Genomic DNA, 17,197 nt, shown 5'->3' with positions numbered 1-17,197 from the left:
TCATACCATATATGAATGAAATTGATGAATTATTGATTCAGGCCATTCATGGTGGCAGCCACGCTGTTGACCTGGTTTCTCAGCCAGCGGTGGGCCGGGTCGTTCTGGTTGCGCCGGTGCCACAGCATCAGCAGGGTAAAAGGCTTGAACTCGAAGGGCAGCGGGGTCCAGGCAAAGTCTCGCAGTAAGTGATTACTCATCCGCTCCGGAGCGGTGGCCAGCAGGTCGGAGCCGCGCAGGAATTCCGGCAGGCCGGAGAAGTTGGAAACGGTCACCACGTTCCGGCGGCTCAGGCCCCGGGCTGACATGGCGCCTTCCAGGGCCGGTTTTTCCCCGGAGGCAAACAGCAGGGCGATGTGGTCGGCTTGCAGGTACTCCGCCAGGTCTTTCGGGGCTTCTCGCACGTTCTGGTCGTAGAACACCACCATGCGGTCGGCCATCAGCCCCCGCTGCATGATGTCGGTGGCTTCTGGCGCGTGGGGGGAAATAATCAGATCACAGAGATCTTTGCGCAGCATATCGGCGCTGGGGATGCCGGAGGGAATGACCTGCAGCCGGATACCCGGAGCCTCGCGCCGCAGGGTCTCCACCAGGGGCGGCAGCAGCAGATCCCGCTGGTAGTCGTTGGCGGCAATAGTGAAGGTGAATTCCGCGCTTTGCGGGGTAAAGAACGGTCCTGACGCCAGGGATTGCAGATCGTCCAGAATCTGCCGGATGTGCGGTCCGACCTGCTGGGCGTAGCGGGTCGGCGTGATGCCCCGGCCGGACTTCACAAACAGGGGGTCGCCCAGGGCCTGGCGCAGGCGGTCCAGGGTGTGGCTGACCGCCGACTGGCTGACGCCCAGCTTGATGGCAGCCTTGGATACGCTGCCCTCGTCCAGCACTGCAATGAAGGTGCCGAGGGCCCGCAGGTCGAGATTCAATGTATCAACAGGGTTCATGAATCGCAGTCTACCCCAGAGCTCAGGCTGCGGAAACGCTTAGTGTGGGGTCTGGCGGCGGATAAAGGCGGCCATGTGCCCGGACAACACATCAAACCAGGGGTTGTAGGTAAGCCTGCTGGTGGGCACCGGCCGGGGGTCGTCGTGCCAGGCACTGAACCAGAGCTGGCCTGCGGGTAGTTTTCGGCACTCCGCCAGAGTCAGGTTGTTGGGTTCCACGCAACGCTGAAGCGGGGCTCCCCGCCCGTAAAGTTCGTTGTCTGGGGCGATGGCCAGTGCCTGATGGGAGAACTCCAGAATGTTTTCTTCAGGCAGGTAGCTGTCCAGTGACTGGATGCGGGGATCGGCCCAGTTGTCGGGCCAGGGTTTACGCAGATCCCGGAAGACCAGCATCCGGTTGTCCGGATGCCGGAACCGCTGGCGGAACGTCTGCACCAGATAGCCCAGATCAATCACGGAATCGGCTTCGGTGGCCACCAGAAACAACGGAGGCAGGGGGGCTGCCGGCTGTTCGAGCAACCGTTGGGTCTGGCCGAGCACATCGGCCAATTGGCTGCCGGCGTTGAGCGTCACCGACTCGTATTTCACCGGGTTGAGTTCCGGCTCCTCCTCAACGAAGTCTGCAAACAGATCGGCAATACCGGCCAGCCAGAGGTAATCGTCCAGGCCATTGAGTCGCCAGGCCGGGGCCAGGGCAATGATCCCCTCCACCTGTGGCTGCTGGCCGGACAGCGCATACTCGGTGGCCAGGGCCCCGCCCAGGGAAAAGCCTCCGATAAACAGGTGGTCCACCTCCCTGGCCAGGTCAGCCATATGCTGGCGAACCTGTTCCCGCCAGACGTCGGCGCTGGCTTTGACCATATCCCCTGGCCGTGTGCCGTGGCCCTGCAGCAACAGGGTTCGAACCCCGATACAGCGAACCGAGAGGGCCCGGGCCAGATCCCGGAACACGAAGGGTGAGTCGCTCAGGCCATGGATCAGCAACAGGCCGGTCTCCGGTGCCTCGGCGCAGTGATCAGCGGGTGGTAGCGAGAAGGGCAGATTCCAGTCCACCTGGTCGCTGCGCGGGAAGCCCTCGACCGGGGTCAGATTGGCTTCCAGATACGCCCGGGCACGGTTTTGGTAGTCGGCGAAATCGCTGAAAGGTTCGGCGTCCAGCTGGTCGTCCCCGGGGCTGTACAGCGCCGGGTTCTGGGCGCAGGCGGTGATGGCAATACCCAGCAGCAGGATCAGGAAAATACCGATGCTCCCCGTCCATGATGAGCAGATTGATGGGCCGGTTGTCTGGGCCATGTGGCAGCACTGTGTGTTAGGGTTTTCGGAAGCGTGACATCGTGTCCCTGTATGTACGCCCTGCTGGCAATAACTGGATGACGGAGACTTGTTATGACCTTACGACTCGCCTTTGATGTCTACGGTACCCTGGTCGATCCCTTGAGTATGGCAGACCTTCTCGAGCAGGATGCCGGCGATGCGGCGGCGGGGGTGGCGGCCCTGTGGCGCGAAAAGCAGGTGGAGTTTGCCTTTCGCAAAGGGTTGATGCGGGCGTACGAGGACTTTGGCGCATGCACCCGGCAGGCGTTGCGCTTTGCCATGGCGAGTTACCGGCTCTCGCTGTCCGGTGAACGGGAAGACGAGTTGATGGCCAGTTACCTGTCCCTGCCCGCCTTCGACGATGCCCTGCCAACGCTCAAGGCCCTGAAAGGGATTTACCCGATGTTTGCCTTTTCCAACGGCAGCTATTCGGCGCTGGAAAAGGTGCTCGGGCACAACCAGTTGTTGCCGCTGTTTGATGGTTTGGTGTCGGTGGACGATGTGAAAAGCTTCAAGCCGGACCCGGCGGTGTATGCCTATGCCCGACGGGCTACCGGGGCCTGGGATGAACCTTTGTGTCTGGTGTCCAGCAATGCCTGGGATGTGATCGGCGCCCGTGCCGCCGGCTTGCAGGCGGTGTGGGTGCAACGGGATAACCGGCGGGTGTTCGAGGACTGGAACATCCAGCCCTCGGCGGTGATTGGTGGCCTTGGTGAGCTGCCGGACGCCCTGAAAACCTTACTGAATCAGGGCTCCTGACAGTGGCTGATTGGCCAGCGCGTCCTAATCAGAGCGTTCGGCCAGCCAGTCCGCCAGTGCCAGCCAGCTGGCCTTGGGCGCCCGGCTGCCGGCGAGAATGCCCATGTGGCCACCGGGTACCACCCGGAAGGTTTTGTCTTTCGAGCTGACGTGGTCCATCACATTGCCGGCGGCATCCGGTGTTACCAGGGTGTCGTCTTCTCCGGCAATGGCCAGCAGGTTGGCGTTGATGTTTTCCAGCAAGGCAACGTCGTCACCGATGCGGATCCGGCCCCGGGATAACTGGTTATCCAGCCACACCCGGACGACGGTGTCCTGAATGATGCCGCCGGGGTAGGCCACCATGCGATCAAGAAACGCCGCCGTACTGGTATGGTCGGACACGAACTCCCGGTCGCCCAGGCGAACCAGCAGTTCCCAGTAGCTCCGGGCGGTGGCCATGGGATTGGTCAGCTTGAACCCGATGGAGTTGGCCCAGCCCGGCGTGTGCAGCCAGTCCGGCCGGACGTCGTGCAGGCGAAACCCCGTTCGCTTGTGGATAACTTCCGCAACGTCCGCCATGCGCTGGTTCAGCACTCCGATAATACCGGAGGCGTGGCTGTCGATGGGCGAACCCACCACGATGGCGTTGCGCACGTGCTGGTCCTTGCTGAGGGCGGAATAAAACAGGGTGAACATGCCGCCCATGCTCCAGCCGTGCAGTGACAGCTCCTGTTCCCCGCTGTGCTTACGCACCCTGTTCAGAAACGCCGGCAGGAACTCGGCCACATAGGTGTGCATGTTGTAATGGCTGTGTTCCCGGGTGGGCACGCCCCAGTCGATCAGGTACACCTCGAATCCCCGGGCCCGCAGGAAACGGATCAGACTGCGCTGGGGCAGCAGATCGTAGATCAGCATATTCACCGCCAGGGGCGGGATGATGACCACCGGTGTGCGATGGGTCTCCTGCTCCACCGGAATGGTGAGGTCATCCAGTTCGATGCTTGTTTCCTGAAGGGGAGGGTAGTAACGCAGGCTGACCAGCCCATCCCGGTGAATGACCTCATAGGATGTCTTACCGGCTCGCACCAGGCGCTCGGGGCGGAAGACCCGGTCAAAAGCATTGCCAGCGTAGCTTGCGGCGTGCCTGGTGGCCCGTGAGAGTTGCGAGGCTTGGTTGGTAACAGACGTCAGGAAGTTCGGCATGTTGGTTCCCACAGCAAATCAGCCCGGAAGTATGGAGCAAAAAAGGGCTCCACAACAATAAGCTGGCCAGTCTGGACAGCACTATGGCAAAACTGTCCTGTCTCTCTGGCAATGAAGTCACTTTCGGCCACTGCCCATTGGCGTATGCGATTGGTATGATTGCCCCCGCTTGCAGACAACAAAATAATAGGAATGACATGCTCAGTTTTTTGCCCGCCCCGGTGATTGGTGTTCTGAATGCCATCCTGCTCGGAATTAATACGCTGTTCTGGTGCCTTCTTCTCTACATCCCCGCCATCCTGAAACTGATCATACCGATCAAGGGCTTTCAGGTGCTTTGCACCAAGGTCATTATTGCCATCGCTGAGGCCTGGGTAGCCTGTAACGTGGGCTGGATGAAACTGACCCAGTCCACCCGATGGGAGGTTTCCGGCGACGAGCAACTCAAGCGGGAAGGCTGGTATCTGGTGCTCAGTAACCATCAGAGCTGGGTGGACATTCTGGCCATGCAGAGGGTGTTCAATCACCGCGCGCCGTTCCTGAAATTCTTCCTGAAGCAGCAGCTGATCTGGGTGCCGGTGATCGGGCTAGCCTGGTGGGGCCTGGATTTCCCGTTCATGAAGCGCTACAGCCGGGAGTACCTGATCAAGCACCCGGAGAAGCGTGGTGAAGACCTGAAGGCCACCCGACGCGCCTGCGAGCGATTCCGTTACACGCCGGTGAGCGTGATGAACTTTGTGGAAGGCACCCGGTTCACCCAGGCCAAGCACGACAAGCAGAAATCCCCGTACCAGCACCTGCTGACCCCAAAGGCGGGCGGCGTGGCCTTCGTATTGGATGCCATGGGCGATTCCATCCAGACCCTGGTGGACGTCACCATTGCTTACCCGGGCGGTGCACCCACGTTCTGGGATTTCCTGTGTGGGCGGGTTGAGACCATCCGTATGGAGATCGACACTGTGGCGATCCCGCAGGAATTGAGGGGCAAGGATTATTCAGCGGACGCCGAGCATCGTCGCAACGTCAAGGAATGGCTGGCTGAGCAGTGGCGGGCGAAAGACGAACGGCTGGAGCGGATGCTGGGCTGAGCCGGGGGCGACGGTCAGTGTTCGTCGCCCTCTTCTTCAACATCCTCCGGGTGCTCTTCCTTGAAACGCTCCCAATCCTCCCAGTCATGGGGCGTGCCGGCGTGCGGTCGGCGCAGGTGCTTGGCGTGTTCCATGGCGTTATGACGCAAGCTGTGGTCCCGCTCTTCGTCTTCCTTGTCGAAGCCGTATTTCTTCAGGAATTCGTCGGGCGAAATGGGCATGGCGCACCTCCCTTAGACACAATGGCCTACTAGATTACGATGCGCCCGTCCGGCCGGTTTTTCAACCGGCCGGTTCGTTGTCACCGGCTGGCGGTGTCACCTCGTCCGCGCTTACCAGCTGGAAGCTGATCTGGCGTTTTTCCTCGTCGACGCTGGCAAAGCGTACGGTGACGGTCTGTTCCAGCTGGAAAATCCGCCCGTTCTTGTTGTGCACAAGGCGCAGGGTGACCGGGTCGAAACCGTACTTGCCATCCAGGTCCTTGCAGCTGACAAACCCTTCCAGACCGTTCGTGTCCAGCCGCACAAAAAAGCCGGCGGGAATGGTGCGGCTGATGATCCCCGGCAGGGCCTCGTCGCCCAGCGTCTTGGCGAAATCACTCTTCAGCCAGGCCTCCAGGCTGTTGGCCGCCTGTCGGGCGCGGATCTGGGCCTGCTGGAGTTGCTCAAGTTGCTCGTTGGACAGGGCCTTGATCGGGTGATCCCACAGGGCCGATTTGATCAGACGGTGCACGTAGAAGTCGGAAAACTTGCGCAGCGGTGACGTAAAGGTGGTGTAGGCGTCCAGCCCCATACCCTGGTGCGGTGCCGGCTGTAGTCGAAGCTCGGCGCGGGCCAGTTGGCGGGAGACGACGGCTTTTACCGGAACCTGGGCCTCGAGTGCCTCGGTGTCTTTCATCAGCTGGCGGAATCCGGCGGGGCTGGCAATGTCCACCTCGGCGAGCTGTGGCGCGTGATCCTTCAGCAGGGTACGGATATTGTCCAGCCGGTCCTCCCGGAAACCCGGGTGGTGAATAAACAGGCCAGAGGGCTTCTGGCTCAGGAAATCGGCGGCGCAGCGGTTGGCTGCGACCATGCACTCTTCCACCAGTCTGTGAGCTTCGGTTTGCAGCGCTGGCTCGATCTGGCGGATGCGCTTGTTTTCATCCAGACGCAGCCGGAATTCCGGGCGGTCAGTGCTCAGCAGGGCGTTTTCATTGCGCCATTTGCGCAATACCGTGGCCACCTGATGCAGCTGGTCCAGGCTGTTGGCAACGGCATCCGGCAGGGCGTTGATATCCTCGTCCTCGCGACCATCGATCAGGTTGGCCACCAGCTCATAGCTGAGCTTGCGCTGGGACTTGATCACCGCACTGTGGAAGCTGTATTCCCCCAGACTGCCGTCGTTATTGACCTGCAGATCGCACACCAGCGCCAGACGCCTTTCACCGGGCACCAGCGAGCACAGGCGGGTGCTGAGGCTGTCCGGGAGCATGGGCAGCGGTTCACCGGGGAAGTAAATCGCGGTAGCGCGGTTGAAGGCTTCCTGCTCGGCGGCACTGCCCGGCTCGATCATGGCGGTCGGATCGGCAATGGCGATGGACACCGTCCAGCCGGTGGCGTTGGGTTCGGCCAGCAGGGCGTCGTCCATGTCCTGGGTGCCCGGGCTGTCGATGGTGACATAGGGGCGATCGGTCAGATCGGTGCGGCCTGCCACGCGCTCTTCAATGGCCTGTTCGGTCAGTTGTTCGGTCTGCTGGAGGACGGCTTCCGGGAAATTGTCGCCCAGATCGAAGGTGGCCAGGGTCATGGAACGCTCGATGCCCGGCTCGCCAGCCTTTCCGATCACCCGCAAGACTTTGGCCTGGGCCTTACCGTCCTTGATGGGGTGACGGTGAATCTCGCAGTAGATGTAGTCGTCCGGCTTGGCTTCTTTTCGTTCCTTGGGGGGAATGAATATCCAGCGGTTGATGCCCGGTGTTTCCGGCACCACGAAGTGGCCCTTGCCCTTGATCTGATATCGGCCAACAAACCGGGTCAGGCTGCTGGAAAGCAGTTCGTCCACGATGCCCTGGGTCTTGCCCTTGTCTACCTCGTGCTCGGTCACCTTAACACGGTCCCCGGGCAACACTTTCTGCATTTCCTCGGGGGGCAGGAACAGGTCCCGGCCTTCATCCAGGGCGACAAAACCGAAGCGTCCGTTGGTGGCCTTGACGGTGCCTGGGAAAACCACCTTGTTGTCCTTGATGTCGGATTTTAGCTGGCGCAACTGGCTGAGGGCGTCGGCATTGAGCATGAAAAAACCTGGCTGATAGATAATGAGTGTTGGGCCGGAGTATACCGGTTCTGGCGTCAGGCGTCAGATAGCGGACTTCCTAAATTACACCTCGGCCCAGAAGCGTTGGAGATTGGCCAGTGACTTGGTCAGCAGGTCGAACTCGGTGGTTTTGCCTTCCCGTTCGAACAGCTTGCGCCGCGCGGTATCCAGGTCAAACAGCACTTCCCGCTGGGCCGGGTCCCGAATGGTGCTCTGGATCCAGCCAATGGCAACCCGACGTTGACCCTGGGTTACTGGCGCTACCCGATGCAGAGTCGATGAGGGGTACACCACGGCAGACCCGGCAGGTAGCTTGTAAGACTGTTCCCCTGCTGATGTCTCCGTCACCAGCTCGCCACCGTCGTACGTCTCAGGATCATCGAGGAACAGGGTGAACGAAACGTCGGTGCGAATCCTCCCGGCGCCACGTCCCATAACCGGGTCGTCTACATGATTGCCGTAGGTCATGCCGTCCCGGTAGCGGCTGAACAGAATGGGTGTCATTTTTGCGGGCCGAACAGCCATCTGAAACAAGGGGTGCTCGGTCAATGACTTCTCCACACTGGCCCGCAGGGCCTTTGCCGAATCATCGGACACCTGCATTTGTTCATTGTTCTTGACCAGCCGAGCGTGCCAACCCGCGGTTTTTCGACCATCCTCAAACTGACCTGACTCCAGCGCTGCTCGAACCTCACGCAACTGCTGGTCCGAAAGAATATTGCCGATGCACAAGATCATGGGAATACCTCGTAAATAAGAATTATTTGCAATTGGGGTATATGATGCCGCATTATCTGCCTCCAATAAATAGCCGGTTCATTTCCGGGTGCCAAATAACGTGATTCAGGAGATTTTGATGAAAAACCAGAAGCTGAAATTGTGGACAGGCATCGGTGTAGCCACGATGCTGGCCAGCGGCGGTGTTGTTGCTGATGAACACGGCAATGCACAGGACGAAGAAATGATGACCTCCGGCAAGCACCACGGGGGTGAAGGCGGCGAGTACCATGGTGGCGAAGGTGGCGAACACCATGGCGGCGAAGGTGGCGAACACCATGGCGGCGAAGGCGGCGAACACCATGGCGGCGAAGGCGGCGAACACCATGGCGGTGAAGGCGGCGAGCACCACGGCGGTGAAGGCGGTGAACACCATGGCGGCGAATACGGCGAGCACCATGGCGGTGAAGGCGGTGAAAAAGGTGGGCACCACGGCGGCGAAGGCGGTGAACACCATGGTGGTGAAGCTGGCGCTGCATTCAGCTACTTTGCCAGCGGCGGAGAAGGCGGAGAAGGCGGAGAAGGCGGAGAAGGCGGAGAAGGCGGAGAAGGCGGAGAAGGCGGAGAGGCCGGCAACTCTGTATCCGCTGTTAGCTCCGATGGCGCCTACACCGCCATGATTTCAATGATGCAAGGTCACATGATGGCGGCCCGCGAACTGATCAAGGCGGGTGAGGTGGCCGAGGGCCGCCCACATCTGACCCACCCTTGGGTTGAAGTGTATCCGATGGTGGAAGAGGGCCTTGAGCATCGCGGTCAGAAGGGCATGGGGCCGAAGCTTGAGCGCCTGGCCGAAAAAGCTGGCGATGCAAACAGCTGGGATGACATTCAGGGCGATTTCCAGACTGCCTGGGTGGCCACTGAGGAAGCGCTGAATGGCGTGAATGATCGGGGCGAGGTTAGCCCGGCGACCGTCTCCAGGGTGGTGCTGGCCCTGACCAAGCAGGCCGTGCTTGAGTACGATGAGGCGCTGGAAGACGGTGAGTTTGTAGCTGTTCACGAATACCAGGATGGACGTGGCTTCGTTGAGGCGGCCCGGAATTACCTGAATGACCGGCAGAGTGTTCTCACAAACGCCAACAAGGAAGCCTGGCGCGACGCCAATAAGGCGCTGGATAACCTCCAGAAAGCCTGGCCGACGGCTGTACCGCCCAAGAAACCGGTATTGGAGGCATCAGAGCTTTACTCGGCTCAGGCACGCCTGGAGCTGGCTCTGGCACCTTACCTTTACTGATCCGGAGGGAATACCGGGGCATTCAGTGCCCCGGTTTTATGCTTCGACAACGCTGCTCAATCCACTATCGCTTCGTTTTCGCCATCCATTCCGCTGATGCACACGGTATTTCGGCCTTTCTCCTTGGCCTGATAGAGCGCGCGATCTGCCCGCCGGAGAATGGCGTCGCAGTTGTCGTCTGGCTGGCACAGGTAACCACCCACGCTCACGGTCACCGCCAGGCCGGTTTTCCGGCTTTCCTGTTCCACCAGCAAACGGATCCGCGCGGCTATCTGTTCCAGGGTCTGTTCGTCGCAAGGTGAGAGCACCACCACAAATTCATCACCGCCCCAGCGTCCCGGGTGATCGTAGGGCCGAACACCGACTTTCAGCCACAGGGAAACCCGGCACAGGATTTCATCGCCGACCTGGTGGCCATGCTGATCGTTAATGGTTTTGAAATGGTCAATGTCCAGCCAGAGCACGCCGAAGCCCGTGCCCTGCCGCTTGGCGCGTTCGATTTCCTCTTCCATGACTTCGTCCAGACCTCGCCGGTTCTTCAGCCCGGTGAGCGGGTCAATGCGGGCAAGGCGACTCAGTTCGTCCGTGCGGGCTGCGACCTTGCGCTCCAGTTCCCGGTTGGATTGTTCGAGAGAGCGAGTCATTTTCTCGAAGTGATCGGCCAGGCGACCAATTTCGTTGTCGGGCTTGTCCAGTCTCGGTAATTCAAAGCTGCCTTCGCGCACTTTTTTCACGGCGCCTTCCAGAGTCACGATTGGCTTCAGGATCCGTGAGCGGATCACAATGTGCAGGACCAGCAGGCTCAGAAGCAGAGACGCCAGGAAAATGCCAATCAGGGGCCAGAGGTAGCTGCGGGGCAACAGGGTTTCCAGGTCCAGCAGGGTGACTTCGAACCAGCCAATGGAAGGCAGGAAGGCGGCGCTGGCCAGTTGGGTCCGGCCGTCTACGGTGACCAGGCCGCTTTCCACCTCACCTTCGGTGCCGGGTTTTTGTTTCAGCATCTGGAGCATGCCCAGTATCTGCTGCTTGTCCTCCGGATCGTTGAACAGCCCGTCGATGGTTGCGTTGGGCGTGTTGCCGATCAGGCCGGCGACATTCAGGTAATTGCGCTCCCGGTAGAGTTCAATGGTACCGTTGTAATTGACGAACAGGGTGGTCAGGCCCTGCTGGCCCACATCACCGATGTCCTCCAGCAGGGTAGCCAGCTCAACGCCGGTACCCATGACGCCGAGGATCTGGTCGTTCTCGTCCTTCATCAGGACGTCGATCCAAAGTTTCGTGACTCCCAGTTCGGTGTCGTGATTGACGTCCAGGCTCAGATCCCGCGCTTCATTAACCAAGGTGAAAAACCAGCTGTCGTCGGCGTCGTCGGGGTCGAGCAGGTACTTGAACGGGGTGTCGGTATCGTTACCGGCGTTGTAGTAGTAATGACGGTTGGCTAGCAGGGCAACGAAGTAACTCTTGTCACTGACGCTGGAGCGGAATTCTTTCAGCTGGCCCAGGGCTTTCGCCTTGAGGGCCGGATCGTCTGGCTGGTGCGCCCATTGAATCATGACCGGAGCGTTGGCCATCTTCTGGGCCAGGCTGATTTCACGCTCCAGTGATTGTACCAGGCGTGCACTGTCGTAGCGGACCTGTACTTCGGCCACCTGCTGGCCCCAGCGTTGGACCAGATGTTCTGAGAGCTGTTGATAGGCGAGCCAGGACGCGCCCGACGCGGCAAACAGCAGGCCGGCGATCAGGCCCAGAAGGCGGGTTTGCAAGCTCAAGAAGGAATTCCCGTCAGTTTCTCTTCTAACACTGGTAAGCATAGAACAGCTACTGAGCACCATGTAGAAAAACTGACAGGTAATGGCACCTTAAGAAAGACGGAAAGGGTGCTTTGACGCCGGTCGAGGCGTCACCAGCTCTCGATCCGGACCCTCAGTGATAGTCGGCGAATACCCGTGTCTGTCCCTGCTCATTGAACAGCAGGACCTGATAGGGGTCTTTGCGATCGCCCATCTCCATGCCCGGTGATCCCACCGGCATGCCGGGAACGGTGAGCCCGCGGGCCTGAGGGGCCTCCTTCAACAGCCTGTGGATATCGCTGGCCGGAACATGGCCTTCGATTACGTAATCACCCACGAAGGCGGTATGGCAGCTGGCGAGGCCACGGGACAGGCCCGCCTCAACCTTGATGGGGTTGAGATCGTTGGTGTCAGTCACTTCCACATCGAAGCCATTGGCCTCCAGATGCTCGACCCAGTCAGCACAGCAGCCACAGGTCGGGGACTTGTACACATGGATGTCGTTGATGGTCTCCTCGGCCATCAGTGGTGAACTGAGACCCAGGCTGAGGGTCAGGGCAATACTCGCAAATGGTTTTTTCATCGGTTTTATCCCATCGGTTGTTCAGTGGTGATCGTGGTGCTGTTCTCCGGTGCCGGCTGAGGGCGCCAGCCAGAACCACCACACAATGGCCGCCATCAGGGCAATACCTGCGGCATTAACCAGTAACGTTCCAATCATGATTGAGTCTCCTTGTGACCCTGTGAGTCCCCGCTGGTTCGAAACCAGCGCAGCCGGTTGGCATTGGACACCACCGTCACCGAAGACAGCGACATGGCCGCACCCGCCAGTATCGGGCTCATCAGAATGCCCCAGATCGGGTACAGGATACCGGCGGCGACCGGAATGCCCAGGGTGTTGTAGGCAAACGCGCCGAACAGGTTCTGATGAATATTCCGTACGGTTGCCCGGGAAACTTCGATGGCATCCGGCACGCCGTGCAGGGAGCCCCGCATCAGTGTTATGCCCGCGCTTTCGATGGCGACATCGGTGCCTGTGCCAATGGCAAAGCCCACATCGGCGGCGGCCAGCGCTGGCGCGTCGTTGATGCCATCACCGACCATGGCCACGGTGTAGCCCTTGCCCCGCATGGCGCTCACCACTTCCGCCTTGTCCTCGGGCATCACTTCGGCCCGGAATTCATCGATGCCGGTCTGTGCGGCGATCGCGCGGGCGGTCCCTTCGATGTCACCGGTGACCATCATCACCCGAACGCCTGCGTCGTGCAGTCGGGCGATGGCGTCCCGGGAATCCTCCTTGATGGCATCGGCCACACCGATCACCCCCAGCGCTTTATCGCCCAGTGCCAGGAACAGCGGGGTACCGGCGTCGTCGATGATGGTTTGGGCTGCGTCGTCCAGCTGAGTCAGTGCCACGCCTTCGGATTCCAGCCAGCGGCGATTACCCAGCCGGAGGACCTCACCCTGTGACCGGGCGCGGACGCCCTGGCCATTCAGAGCCTCGAAACCCTCGGTGTCCTCGGGTTGGAGATTCAACTCTTCGGCCTTGCGCACGATGGCGTCAGCCAGCGGGTGCTCGGAATGTCGTTCCAGACCCGCTGCCAGGCTCAGCAGGGTGTCCTCATCGCCATCGACGGCGTGCACCTTGGTCACGGAGGGATGGCCCTCGGTGATGGTGCCGGTCTTGTCGAGGATCACCAGATCCAGCTTGCTGGCGGTCTGCAGCGCATCACCCTGGCGAATCAGTGCACCGTATTCGGCGGCTTTACCAACACCCACCATGATCGACATGGGGGTTGCCAGCCCCAGTGCACAGGGGCAGGCGATGATCAGCACGGTGGTGGCGGCGACCATCATATGGGCGACCGCCGGTTCCGGGCCCACGTTGTACCAGGCCAGCGCCGCGACCACAGCAATGAGCATGACCGCGGGCACGAACACCGAGGAAATTTTGTCGGCCAGTTTACCGATGGCCGGTTTCGAGCCCTGGGCCTGTTTGACCAGCCGGACAATCTGCGCCAGGGCGGTCTGCGATCCGACCCGGGTGGCCTCGAACACGATGGCACCATGGGTGTTCAGGGTGCCGGCGGATACCTCGTCACCGGTCTGCTTGGTCACCGGCATGGGTTCACCGGTCAGCATGCTCTCATCGATGCGGGTTTCGCCTTCGGTAATCACGCCATCCACCGGCAGCTGTTCGCCGGGCCGAACCCGGATATGGTCTCCGACTTTCACTTCGGCCACAGGAACTTCACGTTCGTCCCCATCGCGAATAACCCGGGCTGTCTTGGGGCGCAGATCCAGCAGCCGCCGGACCGCCTCGGAGGTTTTGCCCTTGGCGCGCAGTTCCAGTGCCTGGCCGAGGTTGATCAGGCCAATGATCATGGCTGATGCTTCGAAATACACATGCCTCGCGGCTTCGGGAACCAGAGCTGGCAGGCTGGCCACCACGATGGAATAGAGCCACGCGGTCCCGGTGCCCAGGGCGATCAGGGTATCCATGTTGGCATTGTGGTTGCGGAAGGCTTTCCAGGCACCGGTGTAAAAGTGTCCGCCAGTGGCAACTATGACCACCAGCGTCAATGCGCCTAGGATTAACCAGGTGCCTTGATTGGCTTCGGTGATCATCATGGAGCCAAAACCCATACCCCAGATCATCAGCCCCAGCCCGAGTGACAGACTGATGGCCATCTTGACCAGCAGGCTACGGTACTCAGCCTGGTCCTTCTGCTGCTTTTCGGCATCCGCTTCGTCGGCATCCTCAATCACCGATGCGCCATAGCCAGCCCGCTCGATGGCTTTTACCAGCGCGCCCGGGTCAGCCTGACCGCGCACCGAGGCGGTGTTATCGGCCAGATTCATGTGCGCCCCGGTGATTCCGGGCACCGAGTTGAGTGCCTTCTCGATGGTGTTCACGCAGGAAGCACAGGTGGCTCCGGTGACCGCCAGGGTGATCTGATCTCCAGAGTCATCGCTACTGCCGTGATCGTGGTGCGAGTCGTGGCTATTGCTGGCCCCGGACTCGGGCTTTTCCCCGACCTTCTCCGCTTTGCTGGCACAACAGGCCGCTGGCTGGCGGTCGGTCTCCGTCAGTGGGCTGGCCGGATACCCGGCTTCGGACACCCGTTTAGCGGCCTGCTCCGGATCAATGTCTTCGGGCAGGGCGATGGTCTGATTCTGGAGGTCCACCTCGATCAGCTCGACGTCCCCGGTCAGGGGCTCCAGCGCGGCACGGATTTTCTTCACGCAACCCTGGCAGGTGGCGCCGGACACCGATAATGCCGGATGCAATGTGACGGACGTTTTCATGATGCGCACTCCCTGCTGTCTGGCGCGTCGTCCCAGTGTTCAATCAGCTGGCAGATGGTATGGCCATCGGGGGTGCCATCGGGCATATCCTTCCAGGCACTCAAGGCTGATCGCATGCGTTCGCGCAATTGCTGAAGTTCCTCGATCTGGCGCTCCACTTCAGTCAGGCGCTCCTCGAATACGTCCCGCACCATGGGGCAGGGGGAGTGGTGATCATCGGCCTGCGCCATGATGGTTCGGATTTCCGGAAGCGAGAAACCCAGTTGCCGGGCCTTGCGGGCGAACCTGAGACGGCGGAGGTCGTCGGCGTTGAACAACTGGTAATTGTTGTCCGGATCCCGCTGTGGCGTTAGCAGACCCTCGCGGGTATAGAAGCGGACGGTGTCCGGACTGACCTCTGCGGCTTGCGCTATGTCTTTGACTTTCATGGGGCGGCTCCCCTTGTATGGCAGTCGTAAAGCATCCGAGGGGTGACCAATGTGCCAGCCTCGGAGCACTCAGTAAGCATAGCGTAAAACCTGTGAGTAACTCACAGGTCAAGCATGTAATTAAGCGCTGATTACCGGGAGTGCAGGAAGGTACCGCAGCTTTTGCACTGGTCGGGGGCCATCAGTTTGGCCTGCCAGCCGATTTTCTGGCCACACGCTGGGCAGGCCAGCCGGAGCTGCAGAATGATGATGGGGGTTATGATGAGCGCAATCAGTACGCCAAGGGGACCCCAGCTGTCACCGCTGGACAGTCCGAGCTGGCTGCTGAACACCAGCAGGATGACAAGAGCAACGAAGGCAACAATGAAATAATTCCGGTTCCAGCGCTCCCAGCGCCGGATAAGGTAGTCCTGTTCCGGAGTCAGGTATTTCGGGGTCATAGGTTCGGTTCCAGCTCACGATTCCTGATGTGGGTGCCCCAATAGTGGGGGCACCCATGACGGATTACAATCCGGAATCGGCCGTGGCTCCGGCAATCTGGGCATCGCTGGTCATGGCGGCCAGCCGGTACGCTGTGTCTGGTTGGTGGAAGGGCTAAAAGGCGTCTGAGAAGGATTTTGCCGTCAGCTGCTGGATTCGTCCCCGGAGGGAAATACCGAAGGCGCCGTCAGCGAGAGGGTGGGCAATTTCCCGCACCATGTCCCCTTCAGCGGTCTGGGCCGCCAGATCCACAACCCGTGGGGTTATGGGGTTCTTGTTGGCATCCAGTAGGATTTCCACCCGGGGCTTGAGCTTTCGGCCAGGATGGGTGGCCACCACCAGCGCGACTTCGCCGGAGTTCAGCTCCACCAGGCTGCCGGGCGGATACACGCCGATCATGCGAATGAACCCTTCCACCATGCCGGCGTCGAACTGCTGCCCGCGGTTTTTGTACAGGATGGACATGGCGTCGGAGGCAGACAGACCATCCTTGTAGCAGCGGTCACTGGTGATGGCATCGAACGAGTCCACGATAGCCACCAGGCGGGAGTAACGACTGATCTGCCAGTCCGCCAACTGATGGGGGTAGCCCTGGCCATCCATGCGTTCATGGTGATGGCTGCTCACGTCGCTGATAATCGGGTCTAGCTTGCTGTCGGCTTTCAACAGCTCATAGCCCAGGATGGTGTGCTCCTGCATGATCTGCATTTCTTCCTGGGTCAGGGTCCCGGGCTTATTCAGAATGCTTTGGGGCACCTTGAGCTTGCCCAGATCGTGCAACAGGCCGCACATCCCGACGGTTTCCAGATCTTTGTCCGGCATGCCAAGGAAGCGGGCAAAGGCGATGGAGAAAATGGCAACCCGCAGGCAGTGTTCGGCGGTGTAGGCATCCCGACTTTTAATCCGGCTCATCCAGAACATGGCACTGGCGTTGGCCTGAATACTCTCGACGCAATGCTTGATGATGGGCCGGGCTTCGTCGAAGTCCAGATCGTTGCCCGACTCAAGGTCCCGGGTCACCTTGTCGATGAACTGCTGGCCCTGGTTCCAGGCTGCCCGGGCCCGGGGCATTTCCTCGGCCAGAGAGCGCGTTTCGGGCAGTGGCCTGGTGGCCATTTCCTTGCGCAGGACCACGCGGTCCAGGATGGGGTTCAGCCGTTCTTCCTCGTCTTCGACAAGCACCCAGTCACAGTATTGCCGGAGAATGTCCGCCTGGGAATCGTCCGACAGTACAAACCCCTGGAACAGTACAGGTACCTCGTTCCATGGACGGTCCAGCTTGATGATGATCATTCCGCGCTCAAGCAGATCGACGGGCAGGCGGACGCGGCGAAGAGAGGATGTCGGTTCCTGGCTCTGTTGCGAACCAGTTTTCCGGACTTGGGATGGCTTGGTGTGGGCTGCGGGTGTGGCAGCATTGCTGGATTTACGTCGGAACCACATGGCTCTACCAGTCTTATTAGATGTTTATCCAAAGTATGGCAGAGACCTAGCGGGTGTCATTGTCAGTAGGAATAGGTGTGATACGCGTCACATTTTGGCGGCGAGAAAGCCTCGGGCAAGTGACCACCATCAGGCACGCTGACGGTGGTCACCG

Annotated in this window: 15 protein-coding genes; 3 read left to right on the top strand and 12 right to left on the bottom strand. The window is 60.4% G+C overall.

Going from position 1 to position 17,197, the window contains the following annotated elements; all coding sequences use genetic code 11:
* Positions 1-29: 29 nt before the first annotated feature.
* Both QVZ43_RS06105 and QVZ43_RS06100 read right to left on the bottom strand, forming a co-directional pair.
* A complete protein-coding gene (locus QVZ43_RS06105; RefSeq protein ID WP_223794934.1) occupies positions 30-941 on the bottom strand; it encodes a LysR family transcriptional regulator in 912 nt (303 codons plus the stop codon).
* Positions 942-980: 39 nt separating this feature from the next.
* A complete protein-coding gene (locus QVZ43_RS06100) occupies positions 981-2,234 on the bottom strand; it encodes an alpha/beta hydrolase (RefSeq protein WP_302909243.1) in 1,254 nt (417 codons plus the stop codon).
* Between the two features lie 93 nt (positions 2,235-2,327).
* On the opposite strand from QVZ43_RS06100, the gene QVZ43_RS06095 reads away from it, so the two are divergent.
* Positions 2,328-3,014, top strand: a complete 687-nt coding sequence (locus QVZ43_RS06095; RefSeq protein ID WP_302909242.1) for a haloacid dehalogenase type II — start codon at positions 2,328-2,330, stop codon at positions 3,012-3,014.
* 24 nt (positions 3,015-3,038) lie between these two features.
* Here the strand turns inward: QVZ43_RS06095 and QVZ43_RS06090 are convergent, their stop codons facing one another.
* The gene (locus QVZ43_RS06090) at positions 3,039-4,199 is read right to left on the bottom strand and encodes an alpha/beta fold hydrolase (protein ID WP_223794931.1); all 1,161 of its coding nucleotides are present in this window, start codon (positions 4,197-4,199) and stop codon (positions 3,039-3,041) included.
* Positions 4,200-4,396: 197 nt separating this feature from the next.
* On the opposite strand from QVZ43_RS06090, the gene QVZ43_RS06085 reads away from it, so the two are divergent.
* The gene (locus QVZ43_RS06085) at positions 4,397-5,287 is read left to right on the top strand and encodes an acyltransferase (protein ID WP_223794930.1); all 891 of its coding nucleotides are present in this window, start codon (positions 4,397-4,399) and stop codon (positions 5,285-5,287) included.
* A 14-nt stretch (positions 5,288-5,301) separates the two neighbouring features.
* Here the strand turns inward: QVZ43_RS06085 and QVZ43_RS06080 are convergent, their stop codons facing one another.
* From QVZ43_RS06080 to QVZ43_RS06070, 3 genes are all read right to left on the bottom strand, one after another.
* The gene (locus QVZ43_RS06080; RefSeq protein ID WP_223794929.1) at positions 5,302-5,508 is read right to left on the bottom strand and encodes a hypothetical protein; all 207 of its coding nucleotides are present in this window, start codon (positions 5,506-5,508) and stop codon (positions 5,302-5,304) included.
* Between the two features lie 61 nt (positions 5,509-5,569).
* Entirely contained in the window at positions 5,570-7,561 is a 1,992-nt protein-coding gene (locus tag QVZ43_RS06075; RefSeq protein ID WP_302909241.1) for a ribonuclease R family protein, read from the bottom strand.
* 84 nt (positions 7,562-7,645) lie between these two features.
* Complete coding sequence (locus QVZ43_RS06070; protein ID WP_302909240.1) at positions 7,646-8,320, bottom strand: Fe2+-dependent dioxygenase; 675 nt, start codon at positions 8,318-8,320, stop codon at positions 7,646-7,648.
* 118 nt (positions 8,321-8,438) lie between these two features.
* Between QVZ43_RS06070 and QVZ43_RS06065 the strand changes: the two genes are divergently transcribed.
* A complete protein-coding gene (locus tag QVZ43_RS06065; RefSeq protein WP_302909239.1) occupies positions 8,439-9,593 on the top strand; it encodes a hypothetical protein in 1,155 nt (384 codons plus the stop codon).
* Positions 9,594-9,649: 56 nt separating this feature from the next.
* Here the strand turns inward: QVZ43_RS06065 and QVZ43_RS06060 are convergent, their stop codons facing one another.
* The 6 genes from QVZ43_RS06060 to QVZ43_RS06035 all read right to left on the bottom strand — a co-directional run bounded on the left by QVZ43_RS06060 (position 9,650) and on the right by QVZ43_RS06035 (position 17,043).
* Positions 9,650-11,362: a sensor domain-containing diguanylate cyclase gene (locus QVZ43_RS06060; RefSeq protein ID WP_302909238.1), complete on the bottom strand. Its 1,713-nt coding sequence runs from the start codon at positions 11,360-11,362 to the stop codon at positions 9,650-9,652.
* Positions 11,363-11,516: 154 nt separating this feature from the next.
* Positions 11,517-11,966: a DUF411 domain-containing protein gene (locus QVZ43_RS06055; protein ID WP_302909237.1), complete on the bottom strand. Its 450-nt coding sequence runs from the start codon at positions 11,964-11,966 to the stop codon at positions 11,517-11,519.
* Between the two features lie 134 nt (positions 11,967-12,100).
* Positions 12,101-14,692, bottom strand: a complete 2,592-nt coding sequence (locus QVZ43_RS06050; RefSeq protein ID WP_302909236.1) for a heavy metal translocating P-type ATPase — start codon at positions 14,690-14,692, stop codon at positions 12,101-12,103.
* The gene (locus tag QVZ43_RS06045) at positions 14,689-15,120 is read right to left on the bottom strand and encodes a MerR family transcriptional regulator (RefSeq protein ID WP_302909235.1); all 432 of its coding nucleotides are present in this window, start codon (positions 15,118-15,120) and stop codon (positions 14,689-14,691) included. Before QVZ43_RS06045 ends, QVZ43_RS06050 begins: the two co-directional genes overlap by 4 nt.
* 131 nt (positions 15,121-15,251) lie before the next feature.
* Complete coding sequence (locus QVZ43_RS06040) at positions 15,252-15,560, bottom strand: hypothetical protein (protein WP_302909234.1); 309 nt, start codon at positions 15,558-15,560, stop codon at positions 15,252-15,254.
* Between the two features lie 154 nt (positions 15,561-15,714).
* Positions 15,715-17,043, bottom strand: coding sequence for an HD-GYP domain-containing protein (locus QVZ43_RS06035; protein WP_302909233.1), 1,329 nt, complete (start codon positions 17,041-17,043; stop codon positions 15,715-15,717).
* Between the last annotated feature and the right edge of the window lie 154 nt (positions 17,044-17,197).

The organism is Marinobacter suaedae, assembly GCF_030519635.1.
Classification (GTDB): Bacteria; Pseudomonadota; Gammaproteobacteria; order Pseudomonadales; family Oleiphilaceae; genus Marinobacter; species Marinobacter suaedae.
The sequence above is the reverse complement of the archived record's forward strand: the minus strand, read 5'-3'. Positions and strand labels throughout refer to the sequence as shown.

Bases quoted from the DNA above. Each gene is read 5' to 3' on its own strand.
- QVZ43_RS06105 (WP_223794934.1), bottom strand. From the start codon at position 941: ATGAACCCTGTTGATACATTGAATCTCGACCTGCGGGCCCTCGGCACC.
- QVZ43_RS06100 (WP_302909243.1), bottom strand. From the start codon at position 2,234: ATGGCCCAGACAACCGGCCCATCAATCTGCTCATCATGGACGGGGAGC.
- QVZ43_RS06095 (WP_302909242.1), top strand. From the start codon at position 2,328: ATGACCTTACGACTCGCCTTTGATGTCTACGGTACCCTGGTCGATCCC.
- QVZ43_RS06090 (WP_223794931.1), bottom strand. From the start codon at position 4,199: ATGCCGAACTTCCTGACGTCTGTTACCAACCAAGCCTCGCAACTCTCA.
- QVZ43_RS06085 (WP_223794930.1), top strand. From the start codon at position 4,397: ATGCTCAGTTTTTTGCCCGCCCCGGTGATTGGTGTTCTGAATGCCATC.
- QVZ43_RS06080 (WP_223794929.1), bottom strand. From the start codon at position 5,508: ATGCCCATTTCGCCCGACGAATTCCTGAAGAAATACGGCTTCGACAAG.
- QVZ43_RS06075 (WP_302909241.1), bottom strand. From the start codon at position 7,561: ATGCTCAATGCCGACGCCCTCAGCCAGTTGCGCCAGCTAAAATCCGAC.
- QVZ43_RS06070 (WP_302909240.1), bottom strand. From the start codon at position 8,320: ATGATCTTGTGCATCGGCAATATTCTTTCGGACCAGCAGTTGCGTGAG.
- QVZ43_RS06065 (WP_302909239.1), top strand. From the start codon at position 8,439: ATGAAAAACCAGAAGCTGAAATTGTGGACAGGCATCGGTGTAGCCACG.
- QVZ43_RS06055 (WP_302909237.1), bottom strand. From the start codon at position 11,966: ATGAAAAAACCATTTGCGAGTATTGCCCTGACCCTCAGCCTGGGTCTC.
- QVZ43_RS06050 (WP_302909236.1), bottom strand. From the start codon at position 14,692: ATGAAAACGTCCGTCACATTGCATCCGGCATTATCGGTGTCCGGCGCC.
- QVZ43_RS06045 (WP_302909235.1), bottom strand. From the start codon at position 15,120: ATGAAAGTCAAAGACATAGCGCAAGCCGCAGAGGTCAGTCCGGACACC.
- QVZ43_RS06040 (WP_302909234.1), bottom strand. From the start codon at position 15,560: ATGACCCCGAAATACCTGACTCCGGAACAGGACTACCTTATCCGGCGC.
- QVZ43_RS06035 (WP_302909233.1), bottom strand. From the start codon at position 17,043: ATGTGGTTCCGACGTAAATCCAGCAATGCTGCCACACCCGCAGCCCAC.